The organism is Salinibacillus aidingensis (genome assembly GCF_039522525.1).
In the GTDB taxonomy this organism is placed as follows: domain Bacteria; phylum Bacillota; class Bacilli; order Bacillales; family Alkalibacillaceae; genus Salinibacillus; species Salinibacillus aidingensis.
The window spans coordinates 418,968-436,053 of sequence record NZ_BAAADO010000004.1 but is presented as its reverse complement, the minus strand read 5'-3'; the positions used below and the strand labels follow the sequence as shown (position 1 = coordinate 436,053).

17 protein-coding genes are annotated in these 17,086 nt (G+C 39.1%); 6 read left to right on the top strand and 11 right to left on the bottom strand.

Features of this window, described 5'->3' with window-relative positions; translation table 11 throughout:
• Positions 1 to 30 precede the first annotated feature (30 nt).
• The 5 genes from ABD006_RS18015 (at position 31) to ABD006_RS12225 (ending at position 6,827) form a co-directional block, all read left to right on the top strand.
• Positions 31 to 435, top strand: coding sequence for a tripartite tricarboxylate transporter TctB family protein (locus ABD006_RS18015; RefSeq protein ID WP_425542219.1), 405 nt, complete (start codon positions 31 to 33; stop codon positions 433 to 435).
• A 15-nt stretch (positions 436 to 450) separates the two neighbouring features.
• Positions 451 to 1,983, top strand: a complete 1,533-nt coding sequence (locus tag ABD006_RS12240) for a tripartite tricarboxylate transporter permease (RefSeq protein WP_343841442.1) — start codon at positions 451 to 453, stop codon at positions 1,981 to 1,983.
• Positions 1,984 to 2,062: 79 nt separating this feature from the next.
• Positions 2,063 to 3,412 carry a glucarate dehydratase gene (gene gudD / locus ABD006_RS12235; protein WP_343841440.1) on the top strand — a complete coding sequence of 450 codons (1,350 nt, stop codon included), beginning with the start codon at positions 2,063 to 2,065 and terminating at the stop codon, positions 3,410 to 3,412.
• A gap of 51 nt (positions 3,413 to 3,463) precedes the next feature.
• Positions 3,464 to 5,002 carry a galactarate dehydratase gene (garD, locus tag ABD006_RS12230; protein ID WP_343841437.1) on the top strand — a complete coding sequence of 513 codons (1,539 nt, stop codon included), beginning with the start codon at positions 3,464 to 3,466 and terminating at the stop codon, positions 5,000 to 5,002.
• A 616-nt stretch (positions 5,003 to 5,618) separates the two neighbouring features.
• Positions 5,619 to 6,827 carry an MFS transporter gene (locus tag ABD006_RS12225; protein ID WP_343841435.1) on the top strand — a complete coding sequence of 403 codons (1,209 nt, stop codon included), beginning with the start codon at positions 5,619 to 5,621 and terminating at the stop codon, positions 6,825 to 6,827.
• A gap of 78 nt (positions 6,828 to 6,905) precedes the next feature.
• Here the strand turns inward: ABD006_RS12225 and paiA are convergent, their stop codons facing one another.
• A complete protein-coding gene (gene paiA, locus ABD006_RS12220; protein ID WP_343841432.1) occupies positions 6,906 to 7,421 on the bottom strand; it encodes a spermidine/spermine N(1)-acetyltransferase in 516 nt (171 codons plus the stop codon).
• 148 nt (positions 7,422 to 7,569) lie between these two features.
• Here paiA and ABD006_RS12215 point away from each other — a divergent pair, with 148 nt between their 5' ends.
• Positions 7,570 to 9,519 carry an AMP-binding protein gene (locus ABD006_RS12215; protein WP_343841430.1) on the top strand — a complete coding sequence of 650 codons (1,950 nt, stop codon included), beginning with the start codon at positions 7,570 to 7,572 and terminating at the stop codon, positions 9,517 to 9,519.
• 390 nt (positions 9,520 to 9,909) lie between these two features.
• Here ABD006_RS12215 and ABD006_RS12210 read toward each other — a convergent pair whose 3' ends face one another.
• The 10 genes from ABD006_RS12210 to fabI all read right to left on the bottom strand — a co-directional run bounded on the left by ABD006_RS12210 (position 9,910) and on the right by fabI (position 17,059).
• A complete protein-coding gene (locus ABD006_RS12210) occupies positions 9,910 to 10,251 on the bottom strand; it encodes a GNAT family N-acetyltransferase (RefSeq protein WP_343841428.1) in 342 nt (113 codons plus the stop codon).
• Between the two features lie 8 nt (positions 10,252 to 10,259).
• Positions 10,260 to 10,520 carry an NUDIX hydrolase gene (locus ABD006_RS12205; protein ID WP_343841426.1) on the bottom strand — a complete coding sequence of 87 codons (261 nt, stop codon included), beginning with the start codon at positions 10,518 to 10,520 and terminating at the stop codon, positions 10,260 to 10,262.
• On the bottom strand, positions 10,517 to 10,666 hold the full coding sequence (locus ABD006_RS12200) for a hypothetical protein (RefSeq protein ID WP_343841424.1): 150 nt from the start codon (positions 10,664 to 10,666) through the stop codon (positions 10,517 to 10,519). The genes ABD006_RS12205 and ABD006_RS12200 overlap by 4 nt, the downstream gene beginning before the upstream one ends.
• A 91-nt stretch (positions 10,667 to 10,757) precedes the next feature.
• Positions 10,758 to 11,528 carry a class I SAM-dependent methyltransferase gene (locus tag ABD006_RS12195; RefSeq protein WP_343841422.1) on the bottom strand — a complete coding sequence of 257 codons (771 nt, stop codon included), beginning with the start codon at positions 11,526 to 11,528 and terminating at the stop codon, positions 10,758 to 10,760.
• Between the two features lie 94 nt (positions 11,529 to 11,622).
• Complete coding sequence (locus ABD006_RS12190; protein WP_343841420.1) at positions 11,623 to 13,152, bottom strand: acyl-CoA carboxylase subunit beta; 1,530 nt, start codon at positions 13,150 to 13,152, stop codon at positions 11,623 to 11,625.
• Positions 13,153 to 13,164: 12 nt separating this feature from the next.
• Complete coding sequence (locus ABD006_RS12185) at positions 13,165 to 13,944, bottom strand: enoyl-CoA hydratase (protein WP_343841418.1); 780 nt, start codon at positions 13,942 to 13,944, stop codon at positions 13,165 to 13,167.
• Between the two features lie 109 nt (positions 13,945 to 14,053).
• Positions 14,054 to 14,266, bottom strand: coding sequence for an acetyl-CoA carboxylase biotin carboxyl carrier protein subunit (locus tag ABD006_RS12180; protein ID WP_343841416.1), 213 nt, complete (start codon positions 14,264 to 14,266; stop codon positions 14,054 to 14,056).
• Between the two features lie 28 nt (positions 14,267 to 14,294).
• Positions 14,295 to 15,440 (bottom strand): acyl-CoA dehydrogenase family protein, encoded by a 1,146-nt coding sequence (locus ABD006_RS12175; RefSeq protein ID WP_343841414.1) that lies wholly within the window; start codon positions 15,438 to 15,440, stop codon positions 14,295 to 14,297.
• Positions 15,441 to 15,530: 90 nt separating this feature from the next.
• Positions 15,531 to 16,142, bottom strand: coding sequence for a TetR/AcrR family transcriptional regulator (locus ABD006_RS12170; protein WP_343841411.1), 612 nt, complete (start codon positions 16,140 to 16,142; stop codon positions 15,531 to 15,533).
• A gap of 143 nt (positions 16,143 to 16,285) precedes the next feature.
• Complete coding sequence (gene fabI / locus ABD006_RS12165; protein WP_343841408.1) at positions 16,286 to 17,059, bottom strand: enoyl-ACP reductase FabI; 774 nt, start codon at positions 17,057 to 17,059, stop codon at positions 16,286 to 16,288.
• Positions 17,060 to 17,086 lie beyond the last annotated feature (27 nt).

Sequence of the window (17,086 nt, the reverse complement as noted above, 5' to 3'; positions counted from 1 at the left end):
ATAAAAGTTTGAATAGAAGAAGGTGAGCTGATGAGTGATCTTCTTAGTCTTGAGATTACATTTAGTGAATCGCATACCATTTTTCCTAAAATCGTATTATCAATTCTCATTACTTTATTGATTCTGATAATAGTAAGAAGGATCGTTACAAGAATAAAGGAAGGGAAATCAAAGAAGTTTAATTTTAATTTTTTCATAGACAATTATGATAAACCTAAATTTTACGGAACCATTATTTTACTCCTGGGTTATGGAATCATAATGGAGCCAATTGGCTTTCTACTATCTAGTATTCTTTTTATGTTTCTTATTATGCTTTTATTTATTGGTGATCTAAAACGGAAATCAATTCTCCTATCTCTTGCCAATTCAATAATAACATCAGTTTTCATTTGGTTTTTATTCGGTCAAATGTTCAATATAACTTTACCATAAGGAGGGTAGCAATTTATGGAAATAATCGGGATACTCACTCCATTGTCTGTAGTCTTAGTATTTACAGGTGTAATGCTTGGTATCGTATTTGGCGCAATACCTGGGATGACGGCAACGATGTCGATTGCCCTCTTCCTTCCCCTTACCTATGCACTCGACATGGTTGATGCTATTGCATTATTAATAGGGCTATATGTTGGCGGAATTAGTGGAGGCTTAGTTCCTGCAATTCTACTAAATATTCCGGGAACTCCTTCTTCGTTATGTACTACTTTTGATGGTTTTCCTATGACTCAAAAAGGCCAAGGGGAGAAAGCATTAAAGGTAGCAATTTCAGCTTCCATTATCGGTGGTTTCTTTAGTTTAACGATTCTATATTTCTTTGCTCCATTACTTTCATCGATCGCAATAGAATTTTCTTCAGTTGAGAAATTTTTAATTATCCTTTTTGCTCTGACGGTCATAGCATCAATCTCTAAAGGAAGCTTGCTTGTAGGAATTTTTAGTGGCGTACTGGGGGTCTTTATAAGTCTAATAGGTATGTTTCCTGACAACAATAAATTACGAATGATTCCATTAGGATTAGAAGAGCAATTATATTATGGGTTTGCCCTTCTCCCTGTCCTTATCGGTTTATTTGCAATTGGTCAAATTATCCATGAGGCTGAGGAGGGAATGAAACCAGCAGCCCATCAAAATTTTGATTTAAGCAAAAATAAAAAGAATAAATTCACATTTAAAATATTTAATGGCCAATTAGTAAATACGATTCGTTCCTCTGTAATAGGTACTTTTATAGGTATGCTGCCAGGTGTGGGAGGAAGTGCCGCGTCGATCACATCATATTCACAGACAAAAAACTTTTCAAAAAAACCTGAGAAGCTGGGCACTGGAGAACCAGAAGGACTTATTGCCAGTGAATCAGCCAATAATGGATTAATAGGTGGAGCGTTAATACCACTACTATCCTTGGGAATACCGGGTGATAGTACAACAGCCGTACTAATTGGAGCCTTTCTATTGCAAGGTATACAAGTAGGTCCTTTATTTATTACAACCAACCCTGACCTTTGGAATGGTATTGTATTCTCACTTATTATTGCAAACATTGTCATGTTCATTCTCATGTTTTTTTCGATTAAATATATGGCAAAGATTGTCTATATCCCTAAACATACCATTTATCCAATTATCATTGTGATGTGTGTTGTTGGTTCTTATGCCATTAATTCTGGCGTGATGTTTGATGTATGGACGTTACTATTATTTGGTTTTCTAGGCTATTTATTTATGAAAATCGGAGTACAAATTGCCCCATTTTTAATTGGATTTATTTTAGGAAGACAATCTGAAAAATATTTTATCGATAGCTTGAAAGGAAGTAATGGGGATTTAATGATCTTCTTTACAAAAGGTCCTATTGCCATTGTACTATGGGTTCTAATTTTGGCTTCGGTTATCTATGCCATATATGATAGTCGAAAAACAAAAAAGGAGAAACGAGAGGAAAGAAATTCAGAAGCATCAGAAAACCCTCTAAATAGCTAGTTCATGTTTATAAACAATTGAATATCAGTACGGGAAAATCTGAAGTAATTTTAATACAAAAATTAGGGGTTGATTATATATGACGATGACTATAATTACGAAAAAAAGCACTCCAACCATTGTAGATATGTCAGTGATTCCGGTGGCTGGTCAAGATAGTATGTTATTAAATTTAAGTGGAGCACATAGTCCTTTCTTCACTAGAAATATCGTAATTCTTAAGGATAGCAGTGGAAATATGGGGGTTGGAGAAGTTCCTGGGGGAGAAGAAATACGTAAAACAATAGCCGATTCAAAATCGATGGTAATTGGTCATTCAATAGGCAACTATAACAATATTTTAAATAAAGTTAGAAGTACATTCGCAGACAGGGATGCTTCCGGTCGTGGTTTACAGACTTTTGATTTGCGAATTATGATTCATGCTGTCACTGCATTAGAAGCTGCTTTTTTAGATTTATTAGGAAAACATTTGGAAGTTCCAGTAGCAGCTTTGCTAGGTGAAGGTCAACAGAGAGCTGAAGTAAAAATGCTAGGATACCTGTTTTACATTGGTGACAGTTCTAAAACTGATTTGCCTTATATAAGTGAAGATAACGCAAACGATGAATGGTTTCGATTACGACGGAAGGAAGCCTTAACCCCGGAATCCATTGTAAGACTGGCAGAAGCTGCAAAAGAACGGTATGGATTTCGTGATTTCAAATTAAAGGGCGGGGTCCTTCGCGGTGAAGAAGAGATGGAAGCTGTAACTGCGTTGGCTGAACGTTTCCCTGAAGCGCGAATCACGTTGGACCCAAATGGTTGCTGGTATTTAAAGGATGCCATAAGACTGTGTAAAAACAAACATGACGTGTTGGCATATGCCGAAGATCCATGTGGCGCTGAACATGGCTTTTCTTCCCGTGAGATCATGGCAGAGTTTAGACGTGAAACAGGTTTACCTACTGCTACTAATATGATGGCAACAGATTGGCGCGAAATGGGTCATGCGATGCAATTAAATGCAGTTGATATACCACTAGCAGATCCCCATTTTTGGACGATGCAAGGGTCAGTGCGTGTTGCACAAATGTGTCACGATTGGGGAAGAACCTGGGGATCTCATTCTAACAATCACTTTGATATTTCTTTAGCTATGTTTACTCATGTTGCAGCGGCTGCCCCTGGAAATATTACTGCTATCGATACACACTGGATATGGCAGGATGGTCAACGTTTAACCAAAGAACCCTTTGAAATAAAAAATGGAAATGTAAAAGTTCCAGATCAGCCAGGATTAGGTATTAAGATTGATTTGGATCAAATTGATAAAGCCCATAATCTTTATAAAAAAATGAATCTGGGTGCCCGTGATGATTCTATTGCTATGCAATATTTAATTCCTGGATGGAAATTTGATAATAAAAGACCATGTCTGGTAAGATGATGGACTTTTATCATCAATAATCATACTAAATTGGGAGGGGAAACATTCCTTATGCCAATAAATAACACGAAGAGTGATATTCCGCTTTATATTAAAGTAAATAAAGAGGATAATGTTGCAACGATTGTTAATTCAGGTGGATTGAAGCCAGGAACTGTATTTCAATGTGGTCTGGAACTGCACGAGTACATTCCAGGGGGGCATAAAGTAGCATTGATTGATTTGCAACAAGGTCAAGAGATTATTCGTTATGGAGAAGTCATTGGTTTTGCAAATACCCACATAAAGAAAGGAAGATGGGTCAAGGAACCTTTAGTAGATGTGCCGAACCCTCCTGAAATAGAGAAATTGCCTATTGCAACAAGAGATCAATCAAGCATACAACCTTTAGAAGGATATACCTTTGAGGGATATCGAAATGCAGATGGAACTGCTGGAATTAAAAATATCCTGGGTATTACTACAAGTGTTCAATGTGTAGTGGGAGTTCTTGATTATGCAGTAAATAAAATTAAAAAAGAACTTCTTCCAAAATTCCCTAATGTACACGATGTAGTTGCAATAAATCATTCTTATGGGTGTGGTGTGGCCATAAATGCACCTGAAGCAAATATACCCATTCGTACCCTTCAAAGTATGTCCACTCATCCCAATTTTGGTGGGGAGGTAATGGTGGTCGGTCTGGGTTGTGAAAAATTGTCACCTGAGAGGCTAATAGAAGGTGATAATAAAGATGATAGTATCCTTTCATTACAAGGCCAACAAGGCTTTATTAATATGGTTGATGCAATTATGGATATGGCCGAGGAAAGACTGGAGAAGTTAAACAATCGAGAGCGAGAGACCTGTTCTGTTTCAGATTTAGTTGTAGGATTACAATGTGGGGGAAGTGATGCTTTCTCCGGTGTTACTGCCAATCCTGCTGTAGGATATGCTGCAGATTTATTAGTCCGTGCCGGTGCAACTGTACTATTTTCAGAAGTTACAGAGGTAAGAGATGCTGTTCACTTATTAACACCTCGAGCTGTTAATGAGGATATCGGTCATGCGCTCATTGAAGAAATGAAATGGTACGACAATTATTTAAATTCCGGAAAATCCGATCGAAATGCAAATCCCTCTCCTGGAAATAAAAAAGGTGGTTTAGTAAACGTAGTTGAGAAATCACTGGGTTCAATTGCCAAGTCTGGAAGTAGTCCTATTTCAGGAGTTTTGTCTCCAGGAGAAAAGGCAACAAAAAAAGGTCTAATATTTGCTGCTACACCTGCTAGTGACTTTGTTTGTGGTACGTTGCAACTCGCCTCTGGCATGCATCTTCAAGTTTTCACTACAGGTCGAGGTACCCCATATAGTTTACCAATAGCTCCAGTAATTAAAGTTTCTACGCGAAATGAGTTAAAAGAGCAATGGGATGATTTGATTGATGTTAACGCAGGTCAAATTGCAACTGGTGAAGCTACAATTGAGGAAGTAGGATGGGAAGTTTTCCATTTTATATTAGATGTTGCTAGCGGACGTAAACAAACATGGGCTGACCATTGGGGAATAAACAATGATCTAAGCTTGTTCAATCCAGCACCTATAACGTAATTCTGTTTAGACAACCCAAATATAAGGGTTGTCTATTGTGTTTTATTAAAGGTTCGAGTACGTGAAAGGATCAAGAATTTTATAATAAAAAATTAACATCTTGGATGGTAAAGATCTGGTCGGACAATATGTTATAAATTTTTGATTTTAAAGCAGCTGAATGTTAGTTAAAAGTGTTTGAACTAAAGTATTTAAATACTGAACACAACTAATTAATACACATAAAATTAAGAGAGGAAAACTGCTAAAAGTAAAATGACTTTATTAAATATGTACCGAACAATGACAATAGGGAGAGAACCAAGAACTTGGAGATTAATCGATATAGATTTTCTATATTCTATAAGTTTACATAACATATATTATCGGAAGTTATCCAAAATTGAATAATCAAGTCTCATTAACGAAGTATTCTCAGGATAGTGAGACAAAATGAATTTTAAACGGAAGCCTAATCATTATCATCATACGTAATTTCAAAGTCTAGTGATCTCATCGTCATCGATATGGCCAGATTTCATGCTGCAGCTTGTCCTGATTTACAAAACATCATTTCAATCTGCACTTCCCTCATGTATAATATATTTCGAGTATCGAAGAAAGGTGCGTTTAACTTATGTCTGTAAATCAAAGCGTCGAATCCAAAGATCACCCGGATAAAATCTGGACTCGGGATTTTATTCTCATTTGTCTGGCTAACTTTTTTATATTTTTAGGTTTTCAAATGACTCTTCCCACCATTCCATTATTTGTGGAAGAATTAGGTGGAAATGATAAGCTGATTGGTGTTATTGTGGGGGTTTTCACCTTTTCTGCCCTGCTTCTCCGGCCATTCGCAGGTCATGCGCTCGAGTCGAAAGGCCGTCAAATCGTATATATGACTGGCCTTGGCGTATTTGTCATTTCTGTCGGTTCATACGCCTTCGCTGCCAGTATCGTTTTTCTATTCCTCATGAGAATTCTTCAAGGTATGGGCTGGGGATTTTCTACAACAGCCACGGGGACCATTGCAACAGATATTATCCCGCCTAAACGCCGTGGTGAAGGTATGGGTTATTTCGGACTCTCAGGGAATCTCGCCTTGGCCTTTGGACCATCCTTGGGTTTAACGTTAGCCGGGGTTATGTCGTTTACATATTTATTTTTAATCTGTGCAGCCCTCGGTCTCATTTCGTTGTTACTTTCATCAAAAATCCAATATAAAAAAGCCGAACAGTCACCGAATCAAACAACAGCGATGAAACTGGATGTTTTTGAAAAGACAGCTTTACAGCCTGCCTCCCTGTTGTTTTTTATTACGGTAACATTCGGAGGGATTGCTTCCTTTCTCCCTTTGTATGCTGAACAAAAAGGTGTGTATGGTATTGAACTTTATTTTTTAACCTTTGCTATCTTTTTAATGATCTCAAGAACCTTTTCAGGTAAAATTTACGACAATAAGGGCCACTTGTATGTATTCCCTCCAGGAGCCTTTCTGATTTGCATAGCCATGCTGTTACTTTCCTGGTTACCCGGAACATTTGTGATGCTTATTGCTGCGTCCTTATATGGTCTGGGCTTTGGTGCTGTACAGCCGACACTGCAGGCATGGGCGGTTGAAAAGGCAGCTGAAAATCGTAAAGGAATGGCAAATGCTACGTTTTTTTCTTCATTTGACTTAGGTGTAGGTACTGGAGCGATTATTTTCGGACAAATTGCTTTTATTTTTAATTATTCAGTGATTTATTTAACCGCAGCAATTTCCGTATTTTTGTCTATAATTCTATATACCTATTATTATATAAAGGGTCGTAAACATCAGTTGCACCAGCATATGCAAAATTAAGCATACAACTCTTTCATTAAAACATAATCAGAGTCATAGTTACTTCTGATTGTGTTTTAATGAAATAATTTCTCTCAATTAAAGGTTTTTCGTCATTATAAAATCGATTTGTTTTTCATCTCCCATATAAAATGCATGATCTCCTGTTTTTACAAACCCCTGTTTCTTATAAAAAGCAATCGCATGTTCGTTTTTCTCCCAGACACCCAGCCAGATCTTCCTTTTGTCACATTTCACAGCCATTTCTTCAGCTTTATTTAAAAGATCTTTGCCCAGTCCATGATTTTGAAATTTGCTCCTGATATAAATTCTTTCAATTTCGAGAGCTTCATCCCCCATTATTTCAGACTGGGCATCATCGATATTAACCTTCAGATAGCCGGCAATTTCATGATGTAAATAAATAAAAAAGAACTGTGAGGATTCATTGGACAATTCAGTCTCCAACTGTTTAGAATTAAATGCATTCTTCAGATAGGTTTTCATATTTTCAGGTGAATTCTGGTGCTTAAATGTCTCATTAAATGTTTCATAACTTATTTCCTGAAGTTTGTTTAAATCCTTCCTGGTACACTTACGGATGGTTATCGTCATATAGATAGGTCACCTCTGAATAATGATTTTTTATAAAACTCCTATATATTAATCTTTTCTCTATTTGCTTTTCACTTCCCTCCCTTTTATATTATAATAAATGTGAGATACTTTTCAGAATTTTCATTACTGTCAAAGGAGGTTTAGAATGTCAAAAGCTATGTGGTTCCCAAGTGAAACATTTAAAAGATCCACTCGCCTGTTTCAATGGATGAACTCACTTGGTTACGAGGATTATGACACGTTTCACCAACAGTCTGTCGAGGATATTGCCTGGTTTTGGGATCAGGCCACCAAGGCATTAAATGTGAAATGGGATCAACCGTATACAAAAACTCTCGATTTAACAAATGGAAAGATGTATCCGGAATGGTTTGTAAATGGTGAAATGAATGTTACATACAATTGTGTAGACAAATGGGCTGAAAATGCAACGACATCAAAAAAACAGGCACTGATATGGGAAGGTGACGATGGTCAGACAAAAACGTACACATTTGCCGAATTGGAAAAAGAAATTAACAAGGTTGCTAACGGACTTGAACAGTTGGGCGTTCAACGTAAAGATGTGGTCACACTTTACATGCCAATGCTTCCGGAAACAGTTATTGCAATGCTGGCTATATCCAAGATTGGTGCCATATTTTCCCCTGCTTTTTCAGGATATAAGGCAGAAGCTGTAGCGAAAAGGATGAATGCTGCAGAAGCAAAATGGCTGATTACTGTGGATGGTTTTTATCGCAGAGGATCTGAAATTCGTATGAAGGAAGAAGCGGATAAGGCTGTTAAGCAATCGTCCTCCATCGAAAAAGTTATTGTCGTTGAACGTACACAACGGGATATAAACTGGAATACCAATCAGGATGTAGCATGGAAGGAAATTCGACAAAATGTAAGCGATTACAGAAGGAGCAGGACTGCCGGAAACGACCCCTACATGATTATATACACCTCAGGAACGACAGGAAAGCCAAAAGGTGCCCTTCATACCCACCACGGATTTCCTGTAAAAGCCGCCTTTGATGCTGGAATATGTATGGATGTTCAACCCGAGGATACCTTGTTCTGGTATACAGATATGGGCTGGATGATGGGACCCTTTCTTGTTTATGGCGCATTGATGAATGGTGCCCGTATGATTCTTTTTGAAGGAACTCCTGATTATCCAAATCCAGATCGTATTTGGCAGCTGGTCGAGCGGCATCGTGTGACCCATTTAGGCATCTCCCCCACCCTCATACGTTCATTAATGGGGCAAGGCGAGGAATGGATTGAACCAAAAGATTTATCAACTTTAAAGATGATTGGTTCTACAGGTGAACCATGGAATCGGGAGCCATGGATGTGGCTTTATGAAAAGGTGTGTCGCAGGAAGATTCCTATTTTTAACTATTCAGGTGGAACGGAAATCTCAGGTGGGATTTTTGGTAATGTCCTAGTGAAGCCGATTGCTCCTATTTCCTTTAATGCTGCATTACCTGGTATGGATGTGGATGTATTTGATCAAAATGGTCAGTCTGTATCCAATGAAGTTGGCGAATTAGTGATCAAACAGCCATGGGTGGGAATGACAAATGGATTTTATAAAGAGAATGACCGCTATGAAAATACGTACTGGAGCCGCTTCAAGGATACATGGGTACATGGAGATTGGGTCATAAAAGATGATGAAGGTTATTTCACCATTACCGGGCGTTCTGATGATACATTGAATGTGGCAGGAAAGCGTCTGGGACCTGCTGAAATTGAGTCCGTACTTGTGGAACATGAGGACGTTCTGGAAGCCGGAGTCATCGGTGTTCCCCATGACGTTAAAGGAGAAACTCCGGTCGCTTTCGTCGTGTGCAATAACGATAATGTAAATAAAACATTACTTAAAGAAGAGCTTACAACATTAGCTATCGCCAAGTTGGGTAAAGCAATAGCCCCAAGCAGACTCTTTTTTGTTCAGGATTTACCAAAAACCAGAAATGCTAAGGTTATGCGACGTGCGATAAAGTCCGCATTTTTACAAAAGGAAAGTGGGGATCTATCCGCTCTGGAAAATCCGAAATGTCTTGAAGAAATTAGAGATGTATCAGATATGAAATTGAAGTAGAAAACGCTTTGGATGCTCATTACAATTATAATTCGCAAGTCAAAAGAGGCTGGGACAAAAGTGTTTTCGCTAAAGGTAAATCCGAAATATAATAGGTGAGGAACCACTACTCCAGAAAATACTTCGCTAAAGAATCCTATTATTCGGTTTATTACCAATCGAATTCGTTATGTCCCATCCTCTTTTGCGTAAATTATTTATATAGAGTAATACATGATGCTCACTTATTTACAAAACTCCGGCCTTTTTTTGAAAAAATTCATATCTCTCTGCAATATCTTAATTTAATACGTTGGATTTTCATATTGAAATTTGAAACCTTTGCCTTCATAAAATGGAATTCCTTTCATATTTTCCTTTTTGAACAGAGACCCATTGTTCTTTGGCACCCTATTTTTCTTTCTGTTGTTTCGTGACGGCATCCAATAATTTAGTGCCAATCCCTTCATTTCTTCTTGCAGGGTCAATGTATATAACGAATAACTCTCCAATTTCTGAATCTATCATTCCTCCACCTGCTGCACCAATTATTTTTCCGTTCTCAACGGCTACAAAATATCCGCCCCAATCACGATTAAATTCTGTTACTTCTCTTAATATTCTTTTGTGATTATAAAAATCTTTTATCACTCTTTCAATCCACTCTTTTGAGTGACTTTCCCCATATGTCGCCCAATACCCTCTAATACATACGTTTGAAATTCCTTTGACATGGCTTTCATTCGCCTTCATAATATTTATCATATTTTCTCCCTATATTCATCACTGCTTTTTTGAATTGTCTTTAAATCTTCTGGATATATATGAATCATATTATCTATTTCTGATAAAGACTTCCAGGCGGCTTCTATAATGGTTTTATCAGGGTCATTTATCCCCTCACTTTCTCCTATTTTCTCTACTTTAAAATAATAGGTCTTTACGTTTATCCCCTTTATTACAGTCTCCTTAACAAACAAATTTTTAATAATTCTAACGTCATATCCTGTTTCTTCTTTCACTTCTCTAATGCAGCATTCTTCAGGTGTCTCTCCTTTTTCAATTTCGCCAGAGGGACACTCCAGCCCTCAGAGTCATTACTTCTAACCATAAGAACTTCAGTATTTTCATTGAAACAAATCGCTGCAGAACCTAACCATTCTTTCATCACCCTCCCTCTCCATTTACTTGTGATACGTGAGTTTCGTATGTCTTCTATTAATCTCCTCTCTCTATTTAATACCCAACATAGTTTGAATTCATCGCTTTTCATATACACTCATCATCTCATCTACTTCAAGCGAAACAATACGATTATCTTCTGTCCTGACAGAAAAATAGGAAAGTGCCTCATGAGATCCGCTTAAAATATAGTCCTCCACCTGCTTCCAGTCGTTTTCACTTTCTGTAGTTCGCTGCACCCAGGTTTTAAATGGATAGGTTTTTTTATGTACATCTCTTTTTAGCTCCTTTAATTGATATTTTGAGCTTAACTGGTTCCATTCAGAAGGCGAAAGACAGTTAGCATGACTTCCATCACGCAATTTTTCGAAGCGATTCATAAAATCAGCTAACGCCTCTTCTTCTGGAACAACATTATCAATCAGGAGAAACTTTCCCTCTGGCTTAAGAACTCTGGACGTTTCCTTTATGAAAAACTCCGGCTTTGGAAAATGGTGGGCTGCGATTCTGCAAGTAACAGCATCGAAGGTTTCATCTAAAAATGGAAGATTTTCTGCATCTGCAAGAATAAAAAAGATATTCTCATAGTTTCTGAGGTGGGATGCTGTATTCTGAAGCATTGTTTTCGTGAGGTCACTGGCAAATACCTGGCTAACCACAGGTCCAAGAGTTTTGGCTACATGCCCTCCACCTGTGGCAATATCAAGAACCTTCCAGTTTGATTCAGGATGTAACCATTTTTTTATGTGTTGTAAATCATTCCCCTTTGCATGAGAATGACTCGTTACGTAGGAGTCAGCATTCTTTGAAAACTGCTCTATAACTTTAGCTTTTTGATCGTTATTCATAGATCTCCCTCCTCCATCAAGTTATTTTTATTTTACCATACAGAAAAAGGGTGCTGTTTGTCTGATCAGCACCCTCAACGTTAATTATCTATTGTTATACTGGATATACTCCGTGTTTTCGCTCACTAAACGTTATATCTTTTGTTTCGTATGAGGAAAACCTGGTCATTAACTCTTGACGCAGCTGATCAGGCTGTACAATATCGTCAATGACCATTTCTGAAGCGAGTCGGTAAATATCGATATTCTCCTTATACTCCTTTTGCTTTTCCTGGATAAATGATCGTCGCTCTTCTTCCGGTAATTCAGCAATCTTATTTGCATAAACGGCATTCACCGCTGCCTCAGGCCCCATGACAGCAATTTGAGCTGTAGGTAAAGCTAAACAGCAATCCGGTTCAAAGGCGGGACCTGCCATGGCATACAGGCCTGCACCGTACGCTTTGCGAACTATGACAGATACTTTTGGAACAGTGGCCTCACTCATGGCTGCAATCATCTTTGCCCCATGACGAATAATACCTGCCTGCTCAACTTTTGTACCAATCATAAATCCCGGAATATCAGCAAGAAAGAGCAGCGGAATATGAAAGGCATCACAAAGCGTAATGAACTTCGCAGCTTTATCGGCTGAATCATGAAATAATACGCCACCTTTCATGCGTGGCTGATTGGCAATAATACCGACTGACCGGCCATCTATTCGGGCTAGACCTGTAATGATTTCCCTGGCAAAATTCCGCTTAATTTCACAAAAACTTTCTTCGTCGATAAGTCTGTGAATAAGCTCATACATATCAAATGGTGCATTCTGGTTCTCTGGCAGGATGTCCGAAATCGTCTTTTCAAAAGCCTTTGGAGACTCGTGTTGTACTTTTGGTGGTCTTTCTTTGTAGTTAGCAGGAAAGTATGATAAATATTTTCTGGCAAAGGATATTGCCTCTTCTTCCGTTTTTGCCAGCACATCACCAACTCCTGATACGGAACAATGCATCTGCGCCCCGCCCATTTCTTCTAACGAAACCTTTTCTCCAATAACTTTTTCTGCCATACGAGGCGAACCAAGGTACATAGATGCATTGCCGTCCACCATAACTACAATATCGCAAAAGGCAGGAATATATGCACCACCAGCAGCTGAAGGTCCAAATAACAGACAAATTTGCGGAACACGTCCTGATAATTTCACCTGATTATAAAAGATTCGTCCGGCGCCACGTCTTCCTGGAAACATTTCGACCTGATCGGTAATACGAGCTCCCGCAGAGTCTACCAGGTACAGCATGGGAACATTCAGCTTTTCTGCGGTCTCTTGGATACGAATGATTTTTTCGACTGTACGAGCTCCCCAGGACCCGGCTTTTACCGTTGAATCATTTGCCATTACACATACGGTTTGACCATTGATTTGACCCATTCCGGTTACGACCCCATCAGCCGGAAAATTCCCATCCATACAGTTGGCAAAAAAAGCATCCTCTATATTTAAATTGTCATCAAATAATTCCTTTAATCGATCACGAACAAATAATTTATTCTTTTCCTGATTTTTTCTATGATATTTCTCGCCGCCTCCTTGTCTAATCCGTTCAACAGCTTCAGAAAGTTGTTCGTCCATTCCCATGTTTCCACCCCTTTAGTTTCCTGAAAAATTCGGTTTACGTTTCTCCTTAAAAGCCTGTATTCCTTCCAAACGATCGTTGGTTGGAATGGTTCGTTTATAGCATGCCTCTTCAATATCTAAGCCTGTCTCAATATTGGTATTGAGGCCTGACTGAATCGCTTCTTTAGCCTGTCTCACCCCGATCGGGCCATTGCCGGCAATGATAGATGCCTCGGATAATACTTGTTCCACAAGCTTTCCCCGCTCTACAAGCACCTCTATCATTCCCAGTTGATAAGCCTCCTGACTGGAGACTCGACGGGCAGAATAAATAAGGTACTTCGCCCGGCCTGGCCCGATTAATCGGGGCAGTCTTTGGGTTCCCCCGGCACCAGGAATGATGCCGAGAGAGGTTTCCGTCAGCCCTAAAGACGCTTCTGTACTGGCCATGCGTATATCGCATGCAAGCGCAAGCTCCAGTCCTCCACCAAATGCAGCCCCATTAATGGCTGCAATAACAGGCATCGGCAAAGCCTCCACTCGATTTACGGTTTCTTTAATCGTTTTTACAGTCTGAACCACTTCATTCTTTGACATGCTGGCCCGCTCTTTTAAGTCTGCACCTGCACAAAATGCCTTCTCACCGCTTCCTTTAATAATTAAAACACGTAAATCGTCCCTGGCCTCAATTAAATCCATACAGTCATTTAAATCCTGCAGTAATTCAGTCGAAAAGGCATTTGCAGCCTTTGGACGATTAAGCGTAATCAGTCCGATATAATCTTCAACGACATCAAATAAAACAGTATTCACCGTTACCTCCCCTTTAGCAGACTCTTCTCCGGTCCATTTTTACCGGATTTTTTTTTACCGGATTTTCCGTTTGGACTCCCCCGTGTGTAAAAAATAAGTGCTATTGCAGTTACTCCAAAATAACCAGGCGGTCTCCTTCATTCACGAAGTCACCCTCCTTTACTTTTACTTCCTTTACAACACCATCTGATTCTGCTGAGACGGGGATTTCCATTTTCATAGATTCCAGAATGACAACATCCTCCCCATTTGTTATTTCCTGTCCTGCTTCGACCACGATTTTCCACACGTTACCTGCCATTGTAGATTTTACTTCCTTCATTATGATTCCTCCTTATTATTATTTAGATTCAGCATCCTATTTGTCTTGCAATGACTAATCTCTGAATCTCTGATGTCCCTTCACCGATTTCAAGCAGCTTCGCATCACGTAGATATCGCTCAACTTCATATTCACGCATATATCCATAACCCCCATGAATTTGAATCGCCTGATTTGCTGCTCTGAAAGCTGCTTCGGTTGCGTAAAGCTTTGCGTAGGCAGCTTCTTTCGTGAAAGGTTTGTTCTGATCTTTCAACCAGGCTGCCTTATGAACCATATTTCTTGCTAATTCTATCTCCATCGCCATATCAGCTAATTTAAACTGAATTGCCTGAAATCTGGATATGGATTTTCCGAACTGCTTTCGTTCCTTTGCATACGCTAAGGCCTTTTCATAAGCAGCCTGAGCAATTCCTACACCGAGAGCACCGATGGATATTCGTCCGCCATCCAACGTATATAAAAATTGCTTAAATCCTTTTGTCGGATCTCCCAGTAAGTTTTCCCTGGGCACTCGAACGTCTTCAATCACAATCTCTGCGGTATCTGATCCCCGGACCCCCATTTTTTCATAGGGATTTCTGATGGTTAGCCCATCAGCATCAGTTGGTACAATCAGTGCGGATACTTTTTTATCCTCAGACTGATCGTTCTCGTTTGTTACAGCGGTTACGATTAGTGTTTTAGCGAAACTCGCATTCGTTATGAAGCATTTTTCCCCATTGATAATGTATTCATCGCCGGATATGCTTGCTGACGTTTGTGTTCCACCTGCATCGGAACCTGCGTTAGGCTCTGTTAGGCCAAATGAACCCAGAGCCTTTCCTGTAGCCAGGGGAATAAGATATTTTTCCTTCTGCTCCTCTGTTCCAAAATAATAAATCGGTGAAGCACCCAAAGAAACAGCTGCAGCATAACTTAAGCCTGTGCTTCCGCATACACGACCAATTTCCTCCACTGCGAGGGCATACATCACGGTATCCCCGCCAGTACCCCCATATTTCTCAGGAAAGGGAATCCCTAATAATCCTAATTCACCCATATCCCTAAAAATGTCACGAGGAAATTCCGCTTTCCTGTCTATATCAATGGTTCTTGGCCGTATAACATCTTCAGCGAAATTCCTCACCATTCTTTTGGTCATTTCCTGTTCCTTTGTCAATTCAAAGTTCATCAAACTCCCCCTTAAAAACTTATCGTTTAAGACCGACCAGTTGGTCTGTAAATACCACAAATGTAAGCGCTTTTATTTTTGCCCATAATTTTAAAGTAATAAGGGTTTAAGTTGCGGATTTTCTTTTGCAGATGGTGTTAAAATGCCCTGTAAAATAATATCCGAAAATGTATGGGCAATTTCTTCAATCGTTTTCTCTCCATCTTTCTGATACCATTTATACGTCCAGTTTACCATTCCCAGAATCGACATTCCGGTTATTTCGGCAGGAAGAGATGCACGAAATTCCCCTGAGCTTTGTCCCTGTTGGATAACCTGGAAGATCATTTGTTTAAATTGATCCCGTTTTCTCTTGATAAGCTGATCAAAGTGAGGTTTAAGATAATTGCTTTCCTGGTAGAAGACTGAAATGTGGGGTTTATATAAATCAAAGACTTTTACAAATGACTGGATGATTGCATGAAGCTGCAGAGCAGGTTTTTCATAAGTAGAAATAGCTTCGTCTGCTTTTGCTAAAACGTATGTGATAAATGTATCATGAATCATAAATAAGAGCTCATCTTTAGATTGAAAATGGTGGTAAAACCCTCCTTTTGACGTCCTAGAATGCTGGACAATATCATTGACCGTAACACCATGAAACCCATACTGTTCAAATAAGTATAAAGAAGATTCAACGATACGCTCCTTTAATTCAGCCATACATCAACTCCCATCCTTTCATATAAAGTGATTATATCACAATATTCAGAAACCTTTCAACAAAAAGAAAAAGGGAAGCACTCGAAAGTCACCTCCGCTTTTCTATGTCCTGCTACGGGCTCCCGAATCGCCTTCGCTTTTCTTTAAAGAATGTTATATCCGGAGTCAACGTAAATAATTTCTCCGGTTACACCACGGGATAAGTGACTTAGCATAACCAATGCCATATCCCCTACTTCTTCCTTAGTCACGTTCTTTCGTAATGGTGCTCTTTCTTCAACTTCACTAAGAATTTCATTGAAGGAGGAAATTCCTTTTGCGGCCAGGGTACGAACAGGTCCAGCCGACAGGGCATTTACACGAATTTGATCTTCCCCTAAATCCTCTGCCAAATACTTCACAGAAGATTCCAATGCTGATTTTGCAATACCCATAACCTTATATTCAGGAATCACTCTTTGTGCTCCCAGGAAGGTCATTCCAATGATTGAGCCTCCTTCAGTCATATAAGGTTTTGCCTCTCTGGCAACAGCAATAATGGAATATGCACTGGTATCATGTGCATAGGCAAATCCATCACGGGAGGTTTCAACAAAATCTCCCTTTAAATCCTCTCCATGAGCAAATGCAATCGAATGAACAATTCCATGTATTGTTCCAACCTTATCGCCTATTTCTTTGAACGTTCCTTTAATACTTTCATCATCATTCACATCACACTGTACAACAAGCTCAGCATCGTATTCATGCTTCTCCAATAGTTTCTCCAATTTCTTTTTGGAGCGCTCCTGTCGATATGTAAAAATTACGTTTGCACCTGCCCCATAAAGGGATTGAGCCACACCCCAAGCCAGACTTCTCTCATTCGCAACACCCATTACAACGATGTTTTTATCCTTTAATTTTAATAAATCCACTTCAAAATCCTCCTAAGATACGTTGTT